20 protein-coding genes are annotated in these 21,923 nt (G+C 58.5%); 6 read left to right on the top strand and 14 right to left on the bottom strand.

Going from position 1 to position 21,923, the window contains the following annotated elements; translation table 11 throughout:
* Nucleotides 1-178: 178 nt before the first annotated feature.
* Both mgtA and mgtL read right to left on the bottom strand, forming a co-directional pair.
* Nucleotides 179-2,887 (bottom strand): magnesium-translocating P-type ATPase, encoded by a 2,709-nt coding sequence (gene mgtA / locus U9O48_RS02890; protein WP_285145765.1) that lies wholly within the window; start codon nucleotides 2,885-2,887, stop codon nucleotides 179-181.
* A gap of 148 nt (nucleotides 2,888-3,035) precedes the next feature.
* On the bottom strand, nucleotides 3,036-3,089 hold the full coding sequence (mgtL, locus tag U9O48_RS23315) for a mgtA regulatory leader peptide MgtL (RefSeq protein WP_350315582.1): 54 nt from the start codon (nucleotides 3,087-3,089) through the stop codon (nucleotides 3,036-3,038).
* Between the two features lie 193 nt (nucleotides 3,090-3,282).
* On the opposite strand from mgtL, the gene treR reads away from it, so the two are divergent.
* The 5 genes from treR (at nucleotide 3,283) to nrdG (ending at nucleotide 10,672) form a co-directional block, all read left to right on the top strand.
* On the top strand, nucleotides 3,283-4,230 hold the full coding sequence (treR, locus tag U9O48_RS02885) for a trehalose operon repressor TreR (protein WP_285145764.1): 948 nt from the start codon (nucleotides 3,283-3,285) through the stop codon (nucleotides 4,228-4,230).
* Nucleotides 4,231-4,355: 125 nt separating this feature from the next.
* A complete protein-coding gene (gene treB, locus U9O48_RS02880; protein WP_282493479.1) occupies nucleotides 4,356-5,774 on the top strand; it encodes a PTS trehalose transporter subunit IIBC in 1,419 nt (472 codons plus the stop codon).
* Nucleotides 5,775-5,825: 51 nt separating this feature from the next.
* Entirely contained in the window at nucleotides 5,826-7,481 is a 1,656-nt protein-coding gene (gene treC, locus U9O48_RS02875; RefSeq protein WP_285150370.1) for an alpha,alpha-phosphotrehalase, read from the top strand.
* A gap of 465 nt (nucleotides 7,482-7,946) precedes the next feature.
* Complete coding sequence (nrdD, locus tag U9O48_RS02870; RefSeq protein ID WP_285150369.1) at nucleotides 7,947-10,085, top strand: anaerobic ribonucleoside-triphosphate reductase; 2,139 nt, start codon at nucleotides 7,947-7,949, stop codon at nucleotides 10,083-10,085.
* Nucleotides 10,086-10,207: 122 nt separating this feature from the next.
* A complete protein-coding gene (gene nrdG, locus U9O48_RS02865; protein ID WP_285150368.1) occupies nucleotides 10,208-10,672 on the top strand; it encodes an anaerobic ribonucleoside-triphosphate reductase-activating protein in 465 nt (154 codons plus the stop codon).
* Here the strand turns inward: nrdG and U9O48_RS02860 are convergent.
* The 10 genes from U9O48_RS02860 to U9O48_RS02815 all read right to left on the bottom strand — a co-directional run bounded on the left by U9O48_RS02860 (nucleotide 10,669) and on the right by U9O48_RS02815 (nucleotide 19,379).
* Nucleotides 10,669-12,579, bottom strand: coding sequence for a BglG family transcription antiterminator (locus U9O48_RS02860; RefSeq protein ID WP_324723482.1), 1,911 nt, complete (start codon nucleotides 12,577-12,579; stop codon nucleotides 10,669-10,671). The two genes, nrdG and U9O48_RS02860, sit on opposite strands and share 4 nt — an antisense overlap.
* Nucleotides 12,580-12,598: 19 nt before the next feature.
* On the bottom strand, nucleotides 12,599-13,744 hold the full coding sequence (locus tag U9O48_RS02855; RefSeq protein WP_324723481.1) for a lactonase family protein: 1,146 nt from the start codon (nucleotides 13,742-13,744) through the stop codon (nucleotides 12,599-12,601).
* 151 nt (nucleotides 13,745-13,895) lie between these two features.
* The gene (gene dagF / locus U9O48_RS02850) at nucleotides 13,896-14,636 is read right to left on the bottom strand and encodes a 2-dehydro-3-deoxy-phosphogluconate aldolase (RefSeq protein WP_324723480.1); all 741 of its coding nucleotides are present in this window, start codon (nucleotides 14,634-14,636) and stop codon (nucleotides 13,896-13,898) included.
* Complete coding sequence (locus U9O48_RS02845; RefSeq protein ID WP_285145757.1) at nucleotides 14,633-15,751, bottom strand: DgaE family pyridoxal phosphate-dependent ammonia lyase; 1,119 nt, start codon at nucleotides 15,749-15,751, stop codon at nucleotides 14,633-14,635. Before U9O48_RS02845 ends, dagF begins: the two co-directional genes overlap by 4 nt.
* On the bottom strand, nucleotides 15,735-16,868 hold the full coding sequence (locus tag U9O48_RS02840; RefSeq protein ID WP_324723479.1) for an amidohydrolase/deacetylase family metallohydrolase: 1,134 nt from the start codon (nucleotides 16,866-16,868) through the stop codon (nucleotides 15,735-15,737). The genes U9O48_RS02845 and U9O48_RS02840 overlap by 17 nt, the downstream gene beginning before the upstream one ends.
* A gap of 42 nt (nucleotides 16,869-16,910) precedes the next feature.
* The gene (locus U9O48_RS02835; RefSeq protein ID WP_095280544.1) at nucleotides 16,911-17,552 is read right to left on the bottom strand and encodes a DUF4310 family protein; all 642 of its coding nucleotides are present in this window, start codon (nucleotides 17,550-17,552) and stop codon (nucleotides 16,911-16,913) included.
* Nucleotides 17,553-17,565: 13 nt separating this feature from the next.
* Nucleotides 17,566-18,342 (bottom strand): DUF4311 domain-containing protein, encoded by a 777-nt coding sequence (locus U9O48_RS02830; protein WP_103947894.1) that lies wholly within the window; start codon nucleotides 18,340-18,342, stop codon nucleotides 17,566-17,568.
* 22 nt (nucleotides 18,343-18,364) lie between these two features.
* Entirely contained in the window at nucleotides 18,365-18,664 is a 300-nt protein-coding gene (locus U9O48_RS02825) for a DUF4312 family protein (RefSeq protein ID WP_100777834.1), read from the bottom strand.
* A gap of 2 nt (nucleotides 18,665-18,666) precedes the next feature.
* On the bottom strand, nucleotides 18,667-19,029 hold the full coding sequence (locus U9O48_RS02820; RefSeq protein WP_100777835.1) for an SFCGS family glycine-rich protein: 363 nt from the start codon (nucleotides 19,027-19,029) through the stop codon (nucleotides 18,667-18,669).
* Between the two features lie 11 nt (nucleotides 19,030-19,040).
* Nucleotides 19,041-19,379 (bottom strand): glycine dehydrogenase, encoded by a 339-nt coding sequence (locus U9O48_RS02815; RefSeq protein ID WP_282493366.1) that lies wholly within the window; start codon nucleotides 19,377-19,379, stop codon nucleotides 19,041-19,043.
* A 419-nt stretch (nucleotides 19,380-19,798) separates the two neighbouring features.
* On the opposite strand from U9O48_RS02815, the gene U9O48_RS02810 reads away from it, so the two are divergent.
* On the top strand, nucleotides 19,799-19,954 hold the full coding sequence (locus tag U9O48_RS02810; protein WP_282493365.1) for a Hok/Gef family protein: 156 nt from the start codon (nucleotides 19,799-19,801) through the stop codon (nucleotides 19,952-19,954).
* Nucleotides 19,955-20,024: 70 nt separating this feature from the next.
* Here the strand turns inward: U9O48_RS02810 and cybC are convergent, their stop codons facing one another.
* Nucleotides 20,025-20,411 (bottom strand): cytochrome b562, encoded by a 387-nt coding sequence (gene cybC, locus U9O48_RS02805; protein ID WP_100777838.1) that lies wholly within the window; start codon nucleotides 20,409-20,411, stop codon nucleotides 20,025-20,027.
* A 152-nt stretch (nucleotides 20,412-20,563) separates the two neighbouring features.
* A complete protein-coding gene (gene pmbA / locus U9O48_RS02800; RefSeq protein WP_324723477.1) occupies nucleotides 20,564-21,916 on the bottom strand; it encodes a metalloprotease PmbA in 1,353 nt (450 codons plus the stop codon).
* Nucleotides 21,917-21,923: the final 7 nt, after the last annotated feature.

The raw sequence follows: 21,923 nt of genomic DNA, 5'->3' as shown, positions 1-21,923 counted from the left end.
CGTCAAGCACAGCGCATGACGGGGATCACAGGTTGGGGAATTTGGGAGGAAGGCTATTTTGCCGGGTGGCGGCTCAGTGTTGTGCGGCCTGATGCCCTCACCCCGGCCCTCTCCCACGGGGAGAGGGAGTCAAAGTCCCCTCTCCCACAGGGAGAGGGTTAGGGTGAGGGGAAAAACCTTACTGCCAACCGTACCGACGGCTATAGAACCCTTTCACCATCTGGGTCAGGACCATGTAGCCCGCCAGAATTGCCACCAGCCATGGGAAGTAGCTCAGCGGCAGCGCCTGCAGGCTGAGGTAGCTCGCCAGCGGTGAGAACGGCAGCGCGATACCCAGCACCATCACCACGCCGGTCATGATGATCAGCGGCCACGCGGCGCGGCTCTGGATGAACGGAATGCGGCGCGTACGGATCATATGCACAATCAGCGTCTGCGACAGCAGGCCGACCACGAACCAGCCGGACTGGAACAGGGTCTGGTTTTCCGGCGTGTTGGCGTGGAACACAAACCACATCAGGCAGAAGGTCAGAATGTCGAAGATCGAGCTGATTGGGCCAAAGAACAGCATGAAACGACCGAGATCGGACGGGTTCCAGCGCTGCGGTTTTTGAATTTGTTCGTCATCAACGTTATCAAACGGGATCGCCACCTGGGAGACGTCATACATCAGGTTCTGAATCAGCAGGTGCAGCGGCAGCATCGGCAGGAACGGCAGGAAGGCGCTTGCCACCAGCACGCTGAAGACGTTACCAAAGTTAGAGCTGGCGGTCATTTTGATGTATTTCAGCATGTTGGCGAAAGTGCGACGCCCTTCGATCACGCCCTCTTCCAGCACCATCAGGCTCTTTTCCAGCAGGATGATATCGGCCGCTTCACGGGCAATATCGACCGCGCCGTCAACGGAAATCCCGATATCCGCCGCGCGCAGCGCCGGGGCATCATTGATGCCGTCGCCCATAAAGCCGACCACGTGCCCTTCGCGGCGCAACAGGGTCACGATGCGCTCTTTATGCATCGGCGTCAGGCGCGCAAACAGGGTGGTGGTTTTGGCAAGCGCAGCAAGTTGGTCGTCAGAGAGCGTTTCGATGTCGCTGCCCGTCACCACCTCACCCGCATCCAGCCCCACTTCGTGGCACACTTTCGCTGCCACCAGCTCGCTGTCGCCGGTGAGGATTTTCACGGTGATGCCGGAGGCTTTCAGCGCTTTCAGCGCCGGTGCCGTGGTCTCTTTCGGTGGATCGAGGAAGGCGATGTACCCTTCGAGGATCAGATCCGACTCATCGACGCGATGATAATCCCCTTCGCGGCCCGGCAGGAATTTGCTGGCGACCGCCACCACGCGCAGCCCCTGACGGTTCAGGTTATCGGTGACGCGTTTGATGCGGCGCAGCATGGTGTCGTCCAGCGGCACGATTTCACCGTTATGACGCACCTGGGTGGAGACATTGAGGATCTCCTGCAGCGCTCCTTTGCAGATCAGCTGATGCACATCCGCCTGCTCGCTCACCACCACCGACATGCGGCGACGCTCGAAGTCGAACGGGATCTCATCCACTTTTTGCCAGCGCGTTGAGAGCGTGCGCGCAGAATCTTCGTCCACCCCTTCCAGCACTGCGACGTCCAGCAGGTTTTTCAGCCCGGTCTGGTAGTGGCTGTTCAGCCACGCGGTTTGCAGCACGCGCTCGCTGACTTTGCCAGAGACATCCGTATGATTCTCCAGCACAATTTTATCCTGCGTCAGGGTGCCGGTTTTATCGGTGCAGAGAATATCCATCGCGCCAAAGTTCTGAATGGCGTCGAGGTGTTTCACAATCACTTTCTGTTTGGAGAGCTTCACCGCCCCGCGCGCCAGCGTGGAGGTGACAATCATCGGCAGCATTTCCGGCGTCAGGCCGACCGCTACGGAGAGGGCAAACAGCGCCGCCTCCCACCAGTCGCCTTTGGTGTAGCCGTTGATGAGCAGCACGACAGGCGTCATCACCATCATGAAACGGATCAGCAGCATGCTGACGCGACCGATGCCTTTCTGGAACGCATTCGGCTCGCTTTCCTGCTCGCTGACGCGTCCGGCAAGCTGTCCGAACCAGGTATTGCCGCCCGTGGCAATGACGATCGCCTGCGCGGTGCCGCTCACCACGGTGGTGCCCATAAAGCACAGGGTATCGCTTTCAAGCGGGTTGGTTTGCTGTGGGTCGCGGCTGCGCGCCACTTTCTCAACCGGCAGGGATTCACCGGTCAGGGACGCCTGGGCAACGAACAGGTCACGGGCCTGCACCACACGCAGGTCCGCCGGGATCATGTCCCCCGCCGCCAGCTTGATAATGTCGCCCACCACCAGCTGATCGATAGGCAGCTCGAGCCAGGCGCTTTCGCCCTTCTCATTGATGACGCGCTGGACGGTGGCGGTGTTGCTGACCATCGCTTTCAGGGCGTCCGCCGCACGGGTGGAGCGCGCTTCCTGAATAAAGTTGAGCATCGTCGAGATCGCCACCATCAGGGCAATCACGCCTGCGGCAAACAGATCTTCAGTGGCGTAAGAGATAATCGCCAGCACGGTCAACAGCAGGTTGAACGGGTTACGATAGCAGAGCCAGAGATGGACAAACCACGGAGCCGGTTTTTGCGCCGGGATTTGGTTGTCGCCGTGCTCGGCGCGTGTTTTTTCCACTTCCGCCGCATTCAGCCCTTCCGGGTGACCGCCGAAGGCGCGCCAGACTTCGTTTTCGTCCATCGCGGCGGCTTTCAGGCAATGTTCCGTCAGCGTGGGCGGAATGGCGGCCCCGGCCAGATTTTTAGCGTTAGGTAGCGGATCGCGCTGAACGAGACGGCGCGGCAGGTGGCGGTGAAGCTGAGCAAGCAGCTGCTGGGTGATATTTTTCAGCATAAAAAGTCCCCCGCATCCGCAAAGGCGGACGCAGTGTTACCTTCAGGCGCAGCAAGGCGGTACCTGAATGGCACTTAAATTTTTATAGCAGGAACATTGAGATGTCACTGCCTCACATCACCGGCGAGACAGTTAGAGGACGACTGGCTTACCGGAAAGTACTTAAACTCCATTGCTGGAGAGGTGTGGGATCGGGATCCATACGGCCTCCGGTAAGTAAAAAAAGGGTTAATCGCGGCGCAGTATCGTGTTTTAACCATACCTTTAGTAGCGATTCGGGCGGTATGATACGCCCGCAGATTTAAACCGTACATATACCAGACTTTGCTCATTGCGAATTAAATCGTAAGCAGTAGTCTCAATTGACGACTTGCCGCCGTTACAGGGAATAAAGGATGCAGAACCGCCTGACCATTAAAGACATCGCCCGTTTAAGCGGCGTGGGGAAATCCACCGTGTCGCGCGTACTGAACAACGAGAGTGGCGTCAGCGAACGCACGCGCGAACGCGTCGAGGCGGTCATGAATCAGCACGGTTTTTCCCCTTCCCGCTCCGCGCGCGCCATGCGCGGACAGAGCGACAAAGTAGTCGCCATCATTGTTTCGCGTCTCGATTCCCTGTCGGAAAACCTGGCGGTGCAAACCATGCTCCCCGCGTTTTACGAGCAGGGCTACGATCCGATCATGATGGAGAGCCAGTTCTCGCCATCGTTGGTGGAAGAGCATCTGGGGATGCTGCAACGACGCAATATCGACGGCGTAGTGCTGTTTGGTTTTACCGGCATTAAAGACGAAACGCTGAAACCCTGGCAGTCCTCATTGGTGCTGCTGGCCCGCGACGCCAGCGGATTTGCTTCGGTCTGTTACGACGACGAAGGGGCGATCCTCACCCTGATGCAGCGCCTGTACGAGCAGGGCCATCGCCACATCAGCTTCCTCGGCGTGCCGCACAGCGACGTCACCACCGGCAAGCGCCGCCACGAAGCCTATCTCGCATTTTGTAAGCAGCACGCGCTTCCGGCGGTTGCCTCCCTGCCCGGCCTGGCGATGAAACAGGGCTACGATCAGGTGGCGAGCGTGTTGACCCCGCAAACCACGGCGCTGATCTGCGCCACCGATACCCTCGCGCTGGGAGCCAGCAAGTATTTGCAGGAGCAGCGCATCGACAGCGTCCAGCTCGCGAGCGTGGGCAGCACGCCGCTGATGAAGTTCCTCCATCCGGAGATTGTCACCGTCGATCCGGGCTACGCCGAAGCGGGCCGTCAGGCGGCGATGCAGCTGATCGAGCAAATTAACGGGCGCAGCGAGCCACGCCAGATCGTCATTCCAGCCCACCTCTCTTAACCCTCGTAAAACGGATTATTGTGATCCTCGCCTGATTTCGGGAACGTTCCCATTTTCACCGTGTCGCTCAAAGAGTAGGCTTGCGTCCAGGTTATTACCCTCCACATCTGTCATGAGGCTTCATGATGAGCAAAGTTAAACAATCTGATATCGACCAGCTGATCGTGCTGGTTGGGGGCCGCGAAAACATCGCCACCGTCAGCCACTGTATTACCCGTCTGCGTTTTGTGCTGAACGATCCGGCCAAAGCCAATCCGAAGGCCATCGAGGAGCTGTCGATGGTCAAAGGCTGCTTCACCAACGCCGGGCAATTCCAGGTGGTGATTGGTACCGAAGTGGGCGATTACTATCAGGCTCTGCTGGCGACCACCGGGCATTCGACGGCGGATAAAGAGCAGGCCAAGAAAGCGGCGCGCCAGAATATGAAATGGCACGAGCAGCTGATCTCCCACTTCGCGGAGATCTTCTTCCCGCTGCTGCCGGCGCTGATCAGCGGAGGCTTGATTCTCGGCTTCCGCAACGTGATCGGCGATGTGCCGATGAGCGACGGCAAAACCCTGGCGCAGATGTATCCCGCGCTGCAAAGCATCTATGACTTCCTGTGGCTGATTGGCGAGGCGATCTTCTTCTATCTGCCGGTCGGGATTTGCTGGTCGGCGGTGCGCAAAATGGGCGGGACGCCGATCCTCGGTATCGTGCTCGGCGTGACGCTGGTCTCTCCGCAGTTAATGAACGCTTACTTACTTGGGCAGCAGGTACCGGAAGTGTGGAACTTCGGCCTGTTTACCATCGCCAAAGTGGGTTATCAGGCGCAGGTGATCCCCGCTCTGCTGGCCGGTCTGGCGCTGGGCTTTATTGAGACCCGCCTGAAACGCATCGTGCCGGATTACCTCTATCTGGTGGTCGTTCCGGTCTGTTCGTTGATTCTGGCGGTGTTCCTCGCCCACGCCTTTATCGGTCCGTTTGGCCGCATGATTGGCGACGGCGTGGCCTTCGCGGTGCGTCACCTGATGACCGGCAGCTTCGCCCCGATTGGCGCCGCGCTGTTTGGCTTCCTCTATGCGCCGCTGGTGATTACCGGCGTGCATCAGACCACACTCGCCATCGACATGCAGATGATTCAGAGCCTCGGCGGCACGCCGGTCTGGCCGATTATCGCCCTGTCGAACATTGCGCAGGCGTCTGCTGTCACCGGCATTATCCTGGTCAGCCGCAAACACAACGAGCGTGAAATCTCGGTTCCGGCCGCCATCTCCGCCTATCTCGGCGTGACCGAACCGGCGATGTACGGCATCAACCTGAAGTACCGCTTCCCGATGCTCTGCGCGATGATCGGCTCCGGCCTCGCGGGGCTGCTGTGTGGGCTCAACGGCGTGATGGCGAACGGCATCGGCGTGGGTGGCCTGCCGGGCATCCTCTCCATTCAGCCGACCTACTGGCAGGTCTTTGCTCTGGCGATGGCGGTGGCGATTATCGTCCCGATGGCGCTGACCACTGTTATCTATCAGCGCAAGTTCCGTCAGGGCACGCTGCAGATTGTTTAACTTCTTCTTTCGGGGCGCAGTTGCGCCCCTTCGCATTTGCAGGAACGCATTATGAATACCCTTCCGCACTGGTGGCAAAACGGCGTCATCTATCAGATTTACCCAAAGAGTTTTCAGGACACCACCGGGCGTGGCACCGGTGATTTACGCGGTGTGACCCAGCGTCTGGACTACCTGAAAACCCTCGGCGTGGACGCCATCTGGCTGACGCCGTTCTATATCTCCCCGCAGGTGGACAATGGTTACGACGTGGCGAACTACACCGCTATCGATCCGGCCTACGGTACCCTGGATGATTTTGACGAGCTGGTGGCCCAGGCCCACGCGCGCGGCATCCGTCTGGTGCTCGACATGGTGCTCAACCACACCTCCACGCAGCACGCGTGGTTCCGCGAGTCCCTGAATAAAGAAAGCCCGTACCGTGAGTTCTACATCTGGCGCGACGGCACGCCGGACCAGCTTCCGAACAACTGGCGCTCCAAGTTTGGCGGCAACGCGTGGCGCTGGCACGCCGAGAGCGAGCAGTATTATCTGCACCTCTTCGCCCCGGAGCAGGCGGATCTGAACTGGGAAAACCCGGAGGTGCGCAGCGAGCTGAAAAAAGTGTGCGAATTCTGGGCCGACCGCGGCGTGGACGGCCTGCGTCTCGACGTGATTAACCTGATCTCCAAGGACCAGGATTTCCCGAACGATGCGCTGGGCGATGGCCGCCGTTTCTACACCGACGGCCCGCGCGCCCATGAATATCTTCAGGAGATGAGCCGGGACGTCTTCACCCCGCGCAACCTGATGACCGTGGGCGAGATGTCCTCCACGTCGCTGGAAAATTGCCAGCAGTACGCCGCCCTCGACGGGCGCGAGCTGTCGATGACCTTTAACTTCCATCATCTGAAAGTCGATTATCCGAACGGCGAAAAGTGGACGCTGGCAAAACCCGATTACGTGGCGCTGAAAACGCTGTTCAGCCACTGGCAGCAGGGAATGCATGGCGTTGCCTGGAACGCTCTGTTCTGGTGTAACCACGATCAGCCGCGCATCGTTTCGCGCTTTGGCGACGAGGGCGAGTATCGAAGCGCATCCGCCAAAATGCTGGCGATGGTGCTGCACGGCATGCAGGGCACGCCGTACATTTATCAGGGCGAAGAGATCGGCATGACTAACCCGCACTTCGCGCGCATCACCGATTATCGCGATGTGGAAAGCCATAACATGTTCGCCGAACTGCGGGCAACAGGCCGCGATGCGGACGAACTTCTGGCGATTCTGGCGAGTAAATCCCGCGACAACGGCCGCACGCCGATGCAGTGGGATGCCACGCCGAACGGCGGATTTACCACCGGTGAGCCGTGGATCGATCTGTGCGATAACGTCGAAACCATCAACGTGGACGCGGCGCTCAACGATCCCGATTCGGTGTTTTATACCTATCAGTCGCTGATCGCCCTGCGTAAATCACTCCCGCTACTGACCTGGGGCGACTATCAGGATCTGCTCCCGATGCACCCTTCCCTGTGGTGCTACCGCCGCCAGTGGCAAGGGCAGACGTTGATGGTGGTGGCTAACCTGAGTCGCGAATGCCAGGAATGGCGGCCGGATGCCGTGAGCGGAGACTGGCGCGTGGCCATCAGTAACTACGCCGAAGTGGCCGCGAAACCGACCGCGATGACGCTGCGGCCGTTTGAGGCGGTGTGGTGGGTACAGGAGTAATGCTTCCTGCCGGGTGGCGCTTCGCTTACCCGGCCTACAAACCCACAATATTTATGGTGTTGTAGGCCCGCGCAAACGAAGTGCCGCCGGGCAAAGGTGTCTGGCTGCGCTACGTTTTCCCGACAATACCTTACTGTTTTTGTTGAATAATTAATCAGATTTTTCCTTCCCTTATTTACAATCGCTGTAGTGCCCGCCGTTTGTACTCTCGTCTTTTTACTTTGTTCTGAATCAAAAAAATCGCAAACATGTTTGATGCAAATCACTACATATAGAACTTAAAATGCACGCCGACCCAACATATTGTATTTATCGTCTACTATTCCAACAAGACAACGGCGACTCAGCCTTCCGGAATTGTGGATAACAAGCGTCGGGAACGAGGGAAGTGACTGAGACATCGGGACTTGCGTCCTGTGCCGTCTTCCCCACCTCTGTGGATAACCTGTTTTTAATGGAGTGATCATGACACCGCATGTGATGAAACGAGATGGCTGTAAAGTGCCGTTTAAGTCAGAGCGCATCAAAGAAGCCATTCTGCGTGCAGCTAAAGCAGCGGGAGTCGATGACGCAGATTACTGCGCCACCGTCGCAGAAATTGTCTGTAGCCAGATGAATGAACGCAGCCAGGTGGATATCAACGAGATCCAGACTGCGGTGGAAAACCAGCTGATGTCCGGTCCGTACAAGCAGCTGGCGCGCGCCTACATTGAGTACCGTCACGACCGTGACATCCAGCGTGAAAAACGCGGTCGCCTGAATCAGGAGATTCGCGGCCTGGTCGAGCAGACCAACTCGGCGCTGCTCAATGAAAACGCCAACAAAGACAGCAAAGTGATCCCGACCCAGCGCGACCTGCTGGCCGGTATCGTCGCCAAGCACTATGCCCGTCAGCACCTGCTGCCGCGCGACGTGGTGCAGGCGCACGAACGCGGTGAGATCCACTACCACGATCTCGACTACTCGCCGTTCTTCCCGATGTTCAACTGTATGCTGATCGACCTGAAAGGCATGCTGACCCACGGCTTTAAAATGGGTAACGCCGAGATTGAGCCGCCAAAATCTATCTCCACCGCCACGGCGGTAACGGCGCAGATTATCGCCCAGGTCGCCAGCCATATTTACGGCGGGACCACCATCAACCGTATCGACGAAGTGCTGGCCCCGTTCGTCACCGAGAGCTTCAACAAGCATCGTAAAGTGGCGCAGGAGTGGAACATTCCTGATGCCGACGGTTACGCGCACTCCCGCACCGAGAAAGAGTGCTACGATGCGTTCCAGTCCCTCGAATACGAAGTGAACACCCTGCACACCGCCAACGGCCAGACGCCGTTTGTCACCTTCGGTTTTGGTCTGGGGACCAGCTGGGAATCGCGTCTAATTCAGCAGTCGATTCTGCGCAACCGCATTTCGGGCCTCGGCAAAAACCGTAAAACCGCGGTGTTCCCGAAACTGGTCTTCGCCATTCGCGATGGCCTGAACCACAAGTTTGGCGATGCGAACTACGACATCAAACAGCTGGCGCTGGAATGCGCGAGCAAGCGCATGTATCCGGACATCCTGAACTACGACCAGGTGGTGAAAGTCACCGGTTCGTTCAAGACCCCAATGGGCTGCCGCAGCTTCCTCGGCGTGTATGAAAATGAACACGGTGAGCAGATCCATGAAGGCCGCAACAACATCGGCGTGATCAGCCTTAACCTGCCGCGCATCGCGCTGGAAGCGAAGGGTGACGAAGCGGCATTCTGGACGCTGCTCGACGAACGTCTGCAGCTGGCGCGTAAAGCACTCATGACCCGTATCGCCCGTCTGGAAGGAGTCAAAGCCCGCGTGGCACCGATTCTGTATATGGAAGGAGCCTGCGGCGTGCGCCTGAAAGCGGACGACGACGTGTCTGAAATCTTCAAGAACGGCCGCGCATCGATCTCCCTGGGGTATATCGGCATCCACGAAACCATCAACGCCCTGTTTGGCAATCAGCATATGTATGACAGTGAAGCCCTGCGCGAGAAGGGTATCGCTATCGTTCAGCGTCTGCGCGATGCGGTGGATCTGTGGAAAGACGAAACCGGCTATGGCTTTAGCCTCTACAGCACGCCGAGTGAAAACCTCTGCGACCGCTTCTGCCGTCTCGATACCGCCGAGTTTGGCGTGGTGAACGGCGTGACCGACAAAGGCTACTACACCAACAGCTTCCACCTCGACGTGGAGAAAAAGGTAAACCCGTACGACAAGATTGACTTTGAAGCGGCCTATCCGCCGGTCGCTAACGGTGGCTTCATCTGTTACGGCGAGTACCCGAACATTCAGCACAACCTGAAAGCGCTGGAAGACGTGTGGGATTACAGCTATCAGCACGTGCCGTATTACGGGACCAACACGCCGATCGACGAGTGCTACGAGTGCGGCTTTACCGGTGAGTTTGAGTGCACCAGCAAAGGCTTTACCTGCCCGAAATGCGGTAACCACGATGCGGCCCGCGTCTCCGTGACTCGCCGCGTGTGCGGATATCTTGGCAGCCCGGACGCCCGTCCGTTTAACGCCGGTAAGCAGGAAGAAGTGAAGCGTCGCGTGAAGCATCTGGGGAATGGGCAGATCGGGTAATCTTCTGCGGGATTTTCCCCCTCACCCTAACCCTCTCCCTCAAGGGAGAGGGGACTTGAACTCCCTCTCCCTGTGGGAGAGGGCCGGGGTGAGGGCATCAGCGTGCTCATTGGGAAACAGAAATGAGATACCACCAGTATTACCCCGTCGACATCGTCAATGGCCCAGGCACCCGCTGCACCCTGTTCGTTTCAGGCTGCGTTCACGAATGCCCTGGCTGCTACAACAAAAGCACCTGGCGGCTGAACTCGGGCCTGCCGTTTGACGACGAAATGGAAAACCGGATCATCCGCGATCTGAACGATACGCGTATCCCGCGCCAGGGGATCTCCCTCTCCGGCGGCGACCCGCTGCATCCGCAGAACGTGCCGCATATTCTCAGGCTGGTGAAGCGCATTCACAAAGAGTGCGCGGGGAAAGATATCTGGGTATGGACCGGCTACAAGCTGGATGAACTGAACGATGCGCAGAGAGAAATCGTCGACCTGATTAATGTCCTGGTCGACGGCAAATTTGTGCAGGATTTGAAAGACCCGGCTCTGATCTGGCGGGGCAGCAGCAACCAGGTTGTGCATCATTTGCGTTAAAACCGGCTCAAACTCTCCATCGCCACCGCTTTGAATTCCGTAAAATCGCGGCAGTTGCACAGCCGCGTCATGGCCCGTTCGCGCAGGAAGGTGACGAAAATATCGTAGATCGCCATCGCCTCTTCGTACTCGCTTTTACTGATCGCCAGCAGGAAAATGACGTGCGCCGTTTCGTCGCCCCACTTGATGCCCTGGGGTGCCAGCACGGTGTAGACCACGGTTTTTTGCGCCAGCAGACCAAGGGAGTGCGGCAGCGCGATGCCGTCGCCGAGCATGGTGCTGACGATGGCTTCACGTTCCACCACCGAATCAAGAAACTCCGCGTCGACAAACCCTTCCTGACGCAGCTGTCCGCACAGTTCCTGGAACAGGGTTTGCTGATCCATGCCTGAATCGATCACGCGGAAATGGTCGGCGTCGAAGTACTTTTCCAGCATCCACGGACGGGTGCGATCCACCAGCACCAGCTTGCCGATCTGCTCCAGCTGATAGTCGGTCGGGAACGGGGCGATCTGCACCACCGGTTTGGCTTTTTCGCTGATGCGCGCGGTGGAAATGACAAAATCCTCGCTAATACTTTCCGCCAGTTCGTACTCACGCAACGTGACGGTGCGCGTCACTTCCACCTGCGGGTATTTACGCGCTAGAACCGCTTCAATCATGCGCGCCATCGCGTTCCCGGCATCGCACACCAGCAGCACGCGCGGCTGGCGCTGATAGCCCACGTTATAGTGCCGCTCCAGCCCGACGCCGATATGCAGCACCAGAAAACCAATCTCGTTTTCGCTGATGACGTAAGGAGTGTATTTCCCCCAGCCGGAGACCGCCGCCAGGGTCATGTCCCACGCCATCGGATAGTGCTGTTTGATGTTATCCAGCAGCGGGTTGGGGATCATGATTTGGTAACGCACGCGAGTGATCATGGTTTTTATATGCGTCAGCAAATCCGCGTGCAGCTGGGCGTCGTTCAGCAGGTTGTAGTTATAGTGGGTGTTGATGTAGCGCAGGATGTAGTTTACCAGCGCTTCGTCGTCGTCGGCATTAATCGCGCTCGGGGCGATCTCCTGAATCTGGCGCGCGGCGATGTGGACGCAAAGCCAGTTCTCCTCCGACGGCGAAAGCACTTTGTCCGCCAGCCGGGCGATGGCGGCGGCGATATCCCGCGCGGCATCGCGCACGTTCTCTTCCACGTCTTCGGCGTTAAATTCCGGCAGCGGATAGCCTTCGCTGATGCGCCTCACGGAGACCGCGGAGTAGAGCCGCACAAACAGCTCGCCCTCATCCGTGAGACGAATGTGATGGCGCGTCAGCGTGTCGTGCAGTATCCCCACCAGTTGCTCCGGTACGCCCGCATTCAGGGCGACCTCCGTCACCAGCGGATTGAGGCTGTCCTGCTGCGCCAGCTCCCACAGCAAATCGGTCAGGCAGGCGCGAATCGACATCTCGCTGCCGAACAGTTTCATGCCGTGGCGCGGACGGGTTTCCAGCGTCAGGCTGTAGCGCTGGAACCACTCCCGCACTTCCACCATATCGTTTTGCAGGGTCGCACGGCTGACGAACCATTCATCAGCCAAATCTTCCAGCTTCAGGGAAAAGGCAGAGGTGAGAAAGCGCACCACCAGATAATGGACGCGCTCCTGCCCGGTGCGCGGAATACGCAGCGCGCGCGGACGGGAGTCCTGCAGCGACTGATAGCGCGCGGCATCGTCAATCTTCAGCTGATAGCCGTTGCCGCGGCTGAGAATAAACTGCGCGCCGTGGCCTGCCAGCAGCGCGTTCAGGGCAGTAATATCCGCCCGTACGGTACGCGTGGATACCGATAACCGCTGCGCCAGTTCATCCTGCGGCAGCGTCTCGTTTTGCAACAGATCAAACAGTTGCGCTAAACGTTGGTTCGGAAATCGCACGTCTTTGTCCTCTTACGGCTCATGGCCCGGTTGAAATGACCATCTGTGATGGACTGCCGACCGGCGTGTAGTCCGGTTCAAAGCTTAGTGTGCCATCGGGCGCAACGCGAAAACGGGTGATGTTATCGCTGCGCTGATTCATAACGTACAGCCAGCGGCCCTGCTGATCCAGGGTCAGGGAGCGCGGGTAATCCCCGCGCGTCCAGACATCGTCCTGATGCACCAGCGTGCCGTCCGCCGTTACCCTAAAGTGCGCGATGCTGTTATGCAAACGGTTCGCGACGTATAGCTGCTGACCATCGGCGCTCAACGCCAGCCCGGCGGCAAAACTGGTGCCTTTGTACTCCTTCGGCAGCGACGAGATTGTTTTGCCCGCTTTCAGGGTGCCGGAGGCTTTATCCAGCGCATACCAGGTCAGGGTCGAGGACTCTTCGTTGATCAGCCACAGGCCGTCACCTTTCGGCGTAAACACGAAATGCCGCGGCCCCGCGCCTTTCGACGAGGCGCTGATAAACGGCGGATCGTTTGGCGTGAGTTTTCCCCTTTGACCGTCAAAGCGATACTGGTAGATGCGATCCAGGCCGAGATCCGTCGAGAAGACGAATTTCCCGCTCGGATCGGCGGCGATCATATGGGCGTGCGGGCCGTTGTGATCGCTCGCAGCGAAACTCCCCTCCACTGCTGCTTCCGGTTTCGCTGCGCCGGGCTCGCCCTGATCCTGATGGGTATCCCTCGCCTCGCCCAGGCTGCCGTCCGCCTTCACTGGCAGTACCGCAATCGAGCCGCTGACGTAGTTCGCCACCAGCAGATGACGCCCCTCTGGCGTGAGGGACACATACACCGGCCCCGCTCCGCCGGACGCTACCTGATTCAGCTCGGTCAGCTCACCGTCAGCACCGATGCGCAGCGCCTGGATTGCGCCTTTCTCGGCTTCGCTTGCCAGATACAGGGTTTTGCCGTCGTGTGAGACGGTGAGCTGCGCGGCGTTGGGCAGTGGGCTGACGAGCTTTTTGTCACCGAGCGCGCCGGTTTGCGGATCGACCGTAAAACGGTACAGCCCTTCGCCGTTCGGGTTGTAGGTGCCGACCCAGGCGTACTGAGGCTGAGCAACGGCGGCGGTTGCGAGCAGGGAGAGTGAAGCGACGAGCAGGTGATGGGGGTGCATGGTGGCTCCTGGCTTTGGCTATGGTGCGGTTTGATGCCCTCACCCCGCCCCTCTCCCACAGGGAGAGGGAGATAAGAGTCCCCACTCTCACAGGGTGAGGGCGGTTTTAGTCCCCTCTCCCTGTGGGAGAGGGTTAGGGTGAGGGGAAAAACTACTTAACCAACTTCTTCGTCATCTCCAGCAACTTACGCACGTCCTCAGGACGGGTATCGCCGCTGGCTTTGTCGATAATCGAGCTATAAATATGCGGAATGATTTTGCTCACGCCCGCATCCAGGGCGATCTGCAGGATCTCCTCGAAGTTCTCCAGATCGATACCACCGGTCGGCTCCAGCCAGAAATCGTGGCGGGCGCAGGCTTCGGCGACGGCTTTGTATTCCTCACGACACTCAAGGCCGCCCATCGGGAAGTATTTGATTGAGCTGCCGCCGAAATCTTTCAGCAGGGCAATCGCCGTTTCCACCGGAACAATGCCGTCCGGCGCTTTGCTGCTCAGCGGGCCGGTGGAGATTTTGACCATCCCGACGGTGCCCGTTGGCGAGACCAGACCGTTGACCACGGACGCGTTCTGCCCGAGCAGCGCGCGGCTGGTCGCGACGCCAGTGAACACCTGGTTAACGTGCTGGGGCTGCACCTGGCGAGAAATCTCGCTCACCATCGCCGACTGGTTCGGATCGCCCGCGCCCAGCCCAACGGAGAGCGCGTTGTCGATAAGCGCGGCGTACTCACGCATATCGGCGACAGCGCTGGCCACATCAGGATAGTTTTTGGAGAGCACGCCCACCAGGACATGACCTTCTGCGGCTTCATAGATCGCACTGGCGTTGGCTTTGGAACCGGCCAGCACGTTCAGGCACACGCGGTCACGATAAAAATTGGGGGTCAGTTTCATGCTGATTTCTCCTGGCTTAAGACTTCGCGGATGCGGCGATAAACAATGTTCAGCTGATCGGCGCTGACGCTGCGTACGTCCGCTTCGATAATCCCTTCGTTGGCCTTGTAGCCACGGAAATAGATCGCGTATTCACCCTGCTTGAGCTGGCTGACCAGCTCGCCGGTGCCGACGCCGGTGGTGGCTTCGTCGAATTTAATTTCGGTGCGCGCGATATCGCGACCGGCGCTGTCCCAGACCACGCGGGCCGTGACGCCGTTGAGGGTATTCAGGGAATCGATAAATGGCGTCATCTTCGCCACCATCTCTGCCCCGCTCTCTTTGGTCGCCGTCAGATAGTGTTCGATGGCGCAGGTCAGGCCGAGAATCCCCTCTTTGCCCACTTTCATCGCCCGGCCAATGCCCGCCGTCTGGCGTTTTACCCACTCGACGTACTGCGTTTTGCCGATCACCAGCCCGCTGGTTGGCCCTTCGATCGCCTTCGCGCCACTGTAAATCACCAGATCCGCGCCGGAGCGATAGTAGGTGTGAAGATCTTCTTCCGCCGCCGCATCGACGATCAGCGGAAGATCGTGTTTACGCGCCACCACCGCCGCCTGCTCAACGCTGAGCATGCTTTTCTGCACGCAGTGGTGCGATTTGATGTAGAGGATCGCCGCCGTGCGCGGGGTGATCGCTGCCGCCAGCTGATCGGCGGAGCATTCGTTGGCATACCCGGCTTCCACCAGTTTGCCGCCGCCGAGCGCCACCATGGTGCCGACCGGCGCGCCGAAGTTAACGTTATGGCCTTTCGGCAGAACGATTTCGTTGTTCTCGATCGGGGTGACGTGCAGGTTTTCCAGCAGCCAGTCGCTGTCTTTCACCAGCACCGCCGCAACGGACTGGGCAATCCCCGCCGACGCGCAGGAGACCACCGTCGCCCCTTCCACGTCCAGCAGCTTCGCGATGTACTCCCCGGTTTTATTGACCAGATCTTTCATCTCGAAGTACTGGTTCATGCCGTCCATCGCCGCCTGCACCACTTCCGGGCGCGGGGTGGATACGCCGAGCGCGGTCATGCGGCCAGACGTGTTAATGACCTGTTTTAAATTGTACTTCTCATAAATCGAAGGCATTTTCCGTACTCCCTTGTTCGGTCATATAGCCCTTGCCCGCGCGGATCGCGGCAAGCGGCACCAGAATATGTTCAGCCTGCAGGCTGTCGTTTTCCGCATCCACCAGCAGCGTCGGCTGGCGCTTGACGGTGAACAGCGTCAGGTCGGCGTCCAGACCCGGCTGAAGGCGGCCTTTATGGGCCAGGCGCAGGCCATCGGCGGCGTTGGCGGTGACACACTCGATCACCTGCGGGAGCGACATGCCAATGGCGAGGAATTTCGACATCACGCTGGCCAGACTGCCCACCGGACCGTTGATGCGATTGCGGCAGTAGATGTCCGAGCTGATGGTGTGCGGCAGAATGCCCATCGCGATGGCGCGTTTCGCCACTTCAAAGCTAAAGCTCGCGGTACCGTGGCCGACGTCCAGACGCACGCCGCGCTTTAGCGCACGGGTGACGGAAGCGCGCAGCTCGCCTTCCGGCGTCAGAATGCGGTTCGGTTTGCCGTTGTAGCAGTGAGTGATGATGTCGCCGGAGCTGAGCAAATCAGCGATCTCATCGAGGTTCGGCGGGTTGTTGCCAATGTGCACCATCAGGGGCAGATCGCCGTTCTCTTTCTGAATGGTTTTCGCACTTTCCAGCGGCGTGATGCCGTTTTCGCCGACCACGCTGCTGCTCATGCGCGCTTTCAGGCCAACGATAAAATCCGGGTGGCGTGCAACGGCCTGCTTCACCGCGTCGGCATCGATATTGGCCATGTTCGCCAGTTCGTTCTGGGCGATAAGCCCCACGCGGGAGATGTTCAGCAGGGCAAAAACGTCCGTTGAGGCTTTGCGGGTGATGTCGTAGAAGTCGTCCACGTCATCCGCGCCGGTGCTGCCTGCGTCCACCACCGAAGTCACGCCCGTGGCGATGCCGACGCTGTCGGGTTCATCGTGGTAGATCGGGGAGTTCGGGTAGCAGTGAACGTGGGAATCAATCCAGCCGGCGCTGACGAAGACTTCGCCGTTCAGCTCGACGGTTTTGTGTGCGGGAGTGGAAATCTCGCCCAGCGCTGCGATTTTACCGTCCTGGATGGCGATATCGGTCAGGGTATCGTCGGTCAGGCGCGCACGGCGCAGGAGTAAATCAAACATGCGTATCTCCTGAAAGGACGGGCGCCTGAGCGCCCGTGGGTGTTAAAGGGCTACCGGGAACAGCGAGCCTAAAATCATGGCGCCGAGGATCGCGCCGCCGGTAATCGGCTTCTGCCAGAGGTAGAACAGCAGCGCGCCGACCAGGGAGCCGATACCAATCGGAATGGAGGCGGTCATGGCGCTGAGGATAATCAACGGCCCGAGGAAGCGGCCCGAGGCGTTACCCGCGCCCATCATCACGTCAGCCCCGTAGGTGGAGTTGCTCTGATTGATGGTGAATTTACGCGCCAGAATGATGACGTACCCAATCGCCAGGCCAATCACCAGGCCGGTCGCCAGCGAGGCGATAAAGTTGGTCACCGGGAACATAATCCCCGCGCCCAGCAGCAGCGCCGGAACGCCGAGGCCCACGCCGGTCTGAATCGCACCGCCGATATCCAGGATCCCCACCAGGGAGCCTTCGATGATACGGGCGAACAGGAAGCTCGCGCCGAACGCCGCCACCGCGCCGTACACGCCGGTGTCGATGCCCGCTTTCAGCATCGCCACGAAGGCCACTTCGTTAAATGCGCCGATGCCGTACAGGTAGTACATGTGCGTCCCGGCGAAGACGCCGGAGGAGAGCAGGCCAACGAAGATCGGGAACGACCAGTCGGCATACCAAAAACCTTTATTCTGTTCCATGTCGAGGCTCCTGTTATTTGCCGCTGAGCGAGCTGTGGATCAGTTCGAGCCAGTTCGGCACGGTCAGATGGAAGGATTCGATCATCTTCATGTCGAAGCCGCGGAAGAAGCCGCTCAGGACGAACAGCAGAACGATGGCGACCATCATCACTTTGGTGACGTGGTTCCAGCCGCTCTCTTCGACGCCTTTACCGATCAGAATGCCCAGCACCAGACCCGGTACGGCGTTACCCATGATCAGCTGCGCTGCGCCGCCAAACACGGTTGCCCAGAAGCCCGATTTTTTGCCCGCATCAATGGCCGCCAGCCAGAAGATCACCGGCATCACGGTGTTCACCAGCAGGTTCGCTGCCGGGACCAGAACCTTCACGGCGGTGACCTGAAGGGCTGCCGGAACGGACGATGCGGTGAGGTTAAGGAAGGTGACGACGAACATGCCGATGATGCCGCAGGCAATCGCCATTTTGCGCGGGTCGTGCAGCGTTTCGCCGACGTTGCGGTTTTTCAGCATCAGCGCCGCCGCCCCCCAGTTCGGGATGATGCGATGGTCAACGTCCTGAGTGAATGCCCCCGCAGCCACTGACGATGCCCAGGCGTTAAAGAAGAACCCCAGACCAAAGGAGAAGTGAGACGCCGGGTCCCCTTCACAGGAGTTCAGTTCCCCCAACGTACGAAACGCGCCCATACCTTGTGTGGTAGGCGCATGAAACATGCGTGCCGCTCCGGCGCCCACGCCGACGCCGACCAGGCCGCCGATGATGAGCGATTTTATTAAAATTATCAGGAACATTAGTCTGCCCTATTAGTAAGAATCAGCGTTGCGTGACAAAGTCCACCTTGTCGAGATTGATGGCGGTCACGTTGACGGTCACATCCAGCTCCACGCTGTAGGTGCGTCTTTCCCGGCGCAAAAAGAAGTACAGAAAGGCTTCTTTACGCACCGCTTCTTGCGCCTGAACAACCTGCACATCCTGTGGCTCAATACGCAGTAAGATATGCGGCGATGCTTTCATCACCGCGGCCTGAACGTGGTTTAGCGCGTCGGCAAAGGCGCGGGATTTCATCTCGCCTTTGCCTTTCACTCTCACCGTGGTGGTGAATTGTTCTTTCATACTCAGGCGCCGTGCTTCTTCTGCCACGCCTGGACCAGACGCTCGCCCAGCTCTTCTTTATCCATAAAGCCAAAGCCCAGCACGTTGCAGCCTTCGTTGATGGCGGTGACGCCCTCTTCTACCGAACGCATGCCGTATTTGGCTTTGTAGCCGTATTTGGTCTGAGCGGTGATAGCGCCTGCGCCGCCGCTGCCGCAGAAAGAGATGCCGAAGGTGGCGTTTTCCGCTTTCATCACGTCACCCAGCTTCATGTCCGCCGCCACGCCCGGAACCACAACCGCACGTCCGCCTGCTTTCTCAACGCCGATAGCCACTTTCTGGCCTTTGCCCAGACGATCGCCAATCACAACAGTAATTTGTTCCATGGTAGTGCTCCTTAAAGGTTGTCTTTCGCGACTTCGAAGTGAACGGAGAGCAGCCAGGCTTCTTCATCAGGAAGATTGCCGAACTGCGCCACGACTTCGCGGGCAAGTCGCATTGAATCTGCAGAAATTTCGTCAAACAGGTCGGCTTCAACGTCCGGCAGCGGTTCGCCGGTCACGGACCGGTGCGCCATCGCGCGAACGTGTGAAGTCAGCATTTGTACCTGGACGTCATTGGGAATGATGTTGTGCTGGCGAAGCAGCGTGAAAACCTGCTCCAGCATGGTGTCGGCGAGCTGTGCCGTTTGCGCTGCCTGTTCCCCAACGTCGTTCATTACCGCTCCGTTAATCACTCGTCTTACCCCGTTAATGGCTCTGGGATAAAACTAACGCCGGCGGTGAATTGTTTGTAGCGAGTTGTTTTCCACTTCGAAGTGGAAAGGAGAGCGGCACCAGTGATCTGTGCCACATAATTGCGGTGAATATGGATTATCAGCTGGATTTGCGTGATGAATGTCACGCGATTCGGTGGTCAAAGGGTACGGATGAGAGCGAAAAAGTTTACGAGCAGGCTCGTAGAAATGTGACGTGGATAAGGTTTTCTTATCGGGATTCGGTAGAGTGCGGGTGGGTGCTTGAGACTGACCGTCTCATGCATGGGACGGAAAGTGGAAAGCCCCTAACTGACTTAAAACCAGGGTCGGGGCCTTAAACGACACGTCCTCACACGTGAAGTTAGTGCCTTACCCGCTTTTAAAGCAAGGAGGCACCCATGAAGCAGCAGAAACCCATTATTAGGGCCCTGATGATTATTGCTTTGACAATAATCATCTTATCTCTGGTAAACCGGAAAACCCTGTGTGAAATCCGTTTTCATCAGGGTTCGCTGGAGTTAACTGCGCGGATGGACTGCCGCTCCGGAAAGTAAGGAGCTGACATGCGGAGGCAGGGAGTATGCCTCCGCATCACGAGAAAGGGCGTACAGCTCAGGCACCCAATTAACGGTATTTTTTGTGGTACTCATTACGCGTGGTGACAAACCCGTCAGCGGCGGCCTGCGCCTCTTTCACTTTGCCTTCGTTCGCGAGTTTCAGCGCACCGTCAATCTGGCCGACCAGCACGTCAAAACCGTGGCGGAAATCTTTCATCTCGGCGCTGTCCGGTGCGGCGTTTTCCAGCTTAGGCGGCGTTGCTTTTTGCGCGTCGAGGGCGGCGGCGCGCATCTTGGTTAATGCGTCCTTCATTTCTGTCGCATTATCCGTTTTTTGCACCACTTTCAGATTGGTGCTGAGGGTGTCCATATTGTCTTCAAGATCGGCCGAAAAGGCTGCCGAACTCATGACCAGGGTTGACGCGACGACGACGGCTAACAGGCTTTTATACATTGCTCACTTCCTTTTTTATTATGAAAAGAATACCCAAATAATTCGAGTTGCAGGAAGGCGGCAAGCGCGTGAGTCCCCAGGAGCTTACTAAAGTAAGTGACTGGGGTGAGCGCACGCAGCCAACGCACCTGCGGCTCGAAGTATGACGGGTATTACCGACCGGCGATTTTCATTTCGGGTAGTAAAACAGAACCACACTGTATATTGCTGCGCGTTTCAATATCGTTACCGACGGTCACAATATTGCGCCACATATCTTTTAAGTTACCGGCGATGGTGATTTCGCTCACCGGGTACTGAATTTCGCCGTTTTCGACCCAGAAGCCCGCCGCACCGCGCGAGTAATCCCCGGTGATGCCGCTCACGCCCTGGCCCATCAGCTCGGTGACCACCAGGCCGGTTCCCATCTGTTTGAGCATCTGCTCGAAGCTGAGACCCTGGCCTTCAATGCGCCAGTTGTGGATCCCGCCCGCGTGACCGGTGCTTTTCAGCCCCAGCTTGCGCGCGGAGTAGTTGGTCAGCAGCCACTGGGTCAGCACGCCGTCTTTGATGATGTCACGACGTTCCGTGCGCACGCCTTCGCTGTCGAACGGCGTGGACGCCAGGCCTTTAAGCAGGTGCGGATGTTCTTCGATGGTCAGCCATTCCGGCAGGATTTGTGTGCCCAGCGCGTCGAGCAGGAAGGTAGATTTACGATAAACCGCCCCACCCGCAATCGCGCCCACCAGGTGACCAAACAGACCGGTCGCCACTTCATTGGCGAAGATCACCGGCGCTTTCATGGTAGAGAGTTTGCGCGGCGACAAACGGGACAGGGTGCGTTTCGCACACTCTTCACCGACCCACTCCGGGGACTGCAAATCGCCCATCGCGCGGCCAATGGTGTAGGCGTAATCGCGCTCCATATCACCGTTCTCTTCGGCGATCACGCAGCTGGAGAGAGAGTGACGCGTTGAACAGTAGCCCTGCAGCATGCCGTGGCTGTTGCCGAACACTTTGATCCCGTAGTGGCTGTTGAAGCTGCCGCCTTCGGTATTGGTGATGCGTTTATCCGCTTTCAGAGAGGCTTGCTCTGCGCGAGCCGCGTACTCAATGGCTTCGTCCGGAGACACTTCCGCCGGGTGGAACAGGTCGAGATCCGGCGCATCAAACGCCAGCAGCTCTTTGTCCGCCACGCCGGCATACGGGTCTGGCGAGGTGTAGCGCGCGATATCCAGCGCGGCCTGCACGGTGCGCGCAATCGCATCCGGGCTGAGGTCCGTCGACGAGGCGCTGCCTTTGCGATTCTGGTGATAAACCGTAATCCCCAGCGCGCCGTCACTGTTAAATTCAACGTTTTCCACTTCGCCAAAGCGGGTGCTGACGCTAATGCCCGTGGTCTTGCTGACCGCCACTTCTGCGCCATCGGATTGGCCTGAGGCCAGCATCAGTGCTGTGGATACCGCTTCTTCAAGAATCTTACGCTGCGCTTCAACTTGTGAGGTTACTTTCATCGCAAATGCCATACTGTAA

The sequence above is a fragment of the Lelliottia sp. JS-SCA-14 genome, from assembly GCF_035593345.1.
GTDB classification, from domain to species: domain Bacteria; phylum Pseudomonadota; class Gammaproteobacteria; order Enterobacterales; family Enterobacteriaceae; genus Enterobacter; species Enterobacter wanjuensis.
Note: the sequence above shows the minus strand (reverse complement) of the source record. Positions and strands in the feature narration are given on the sequence as shown.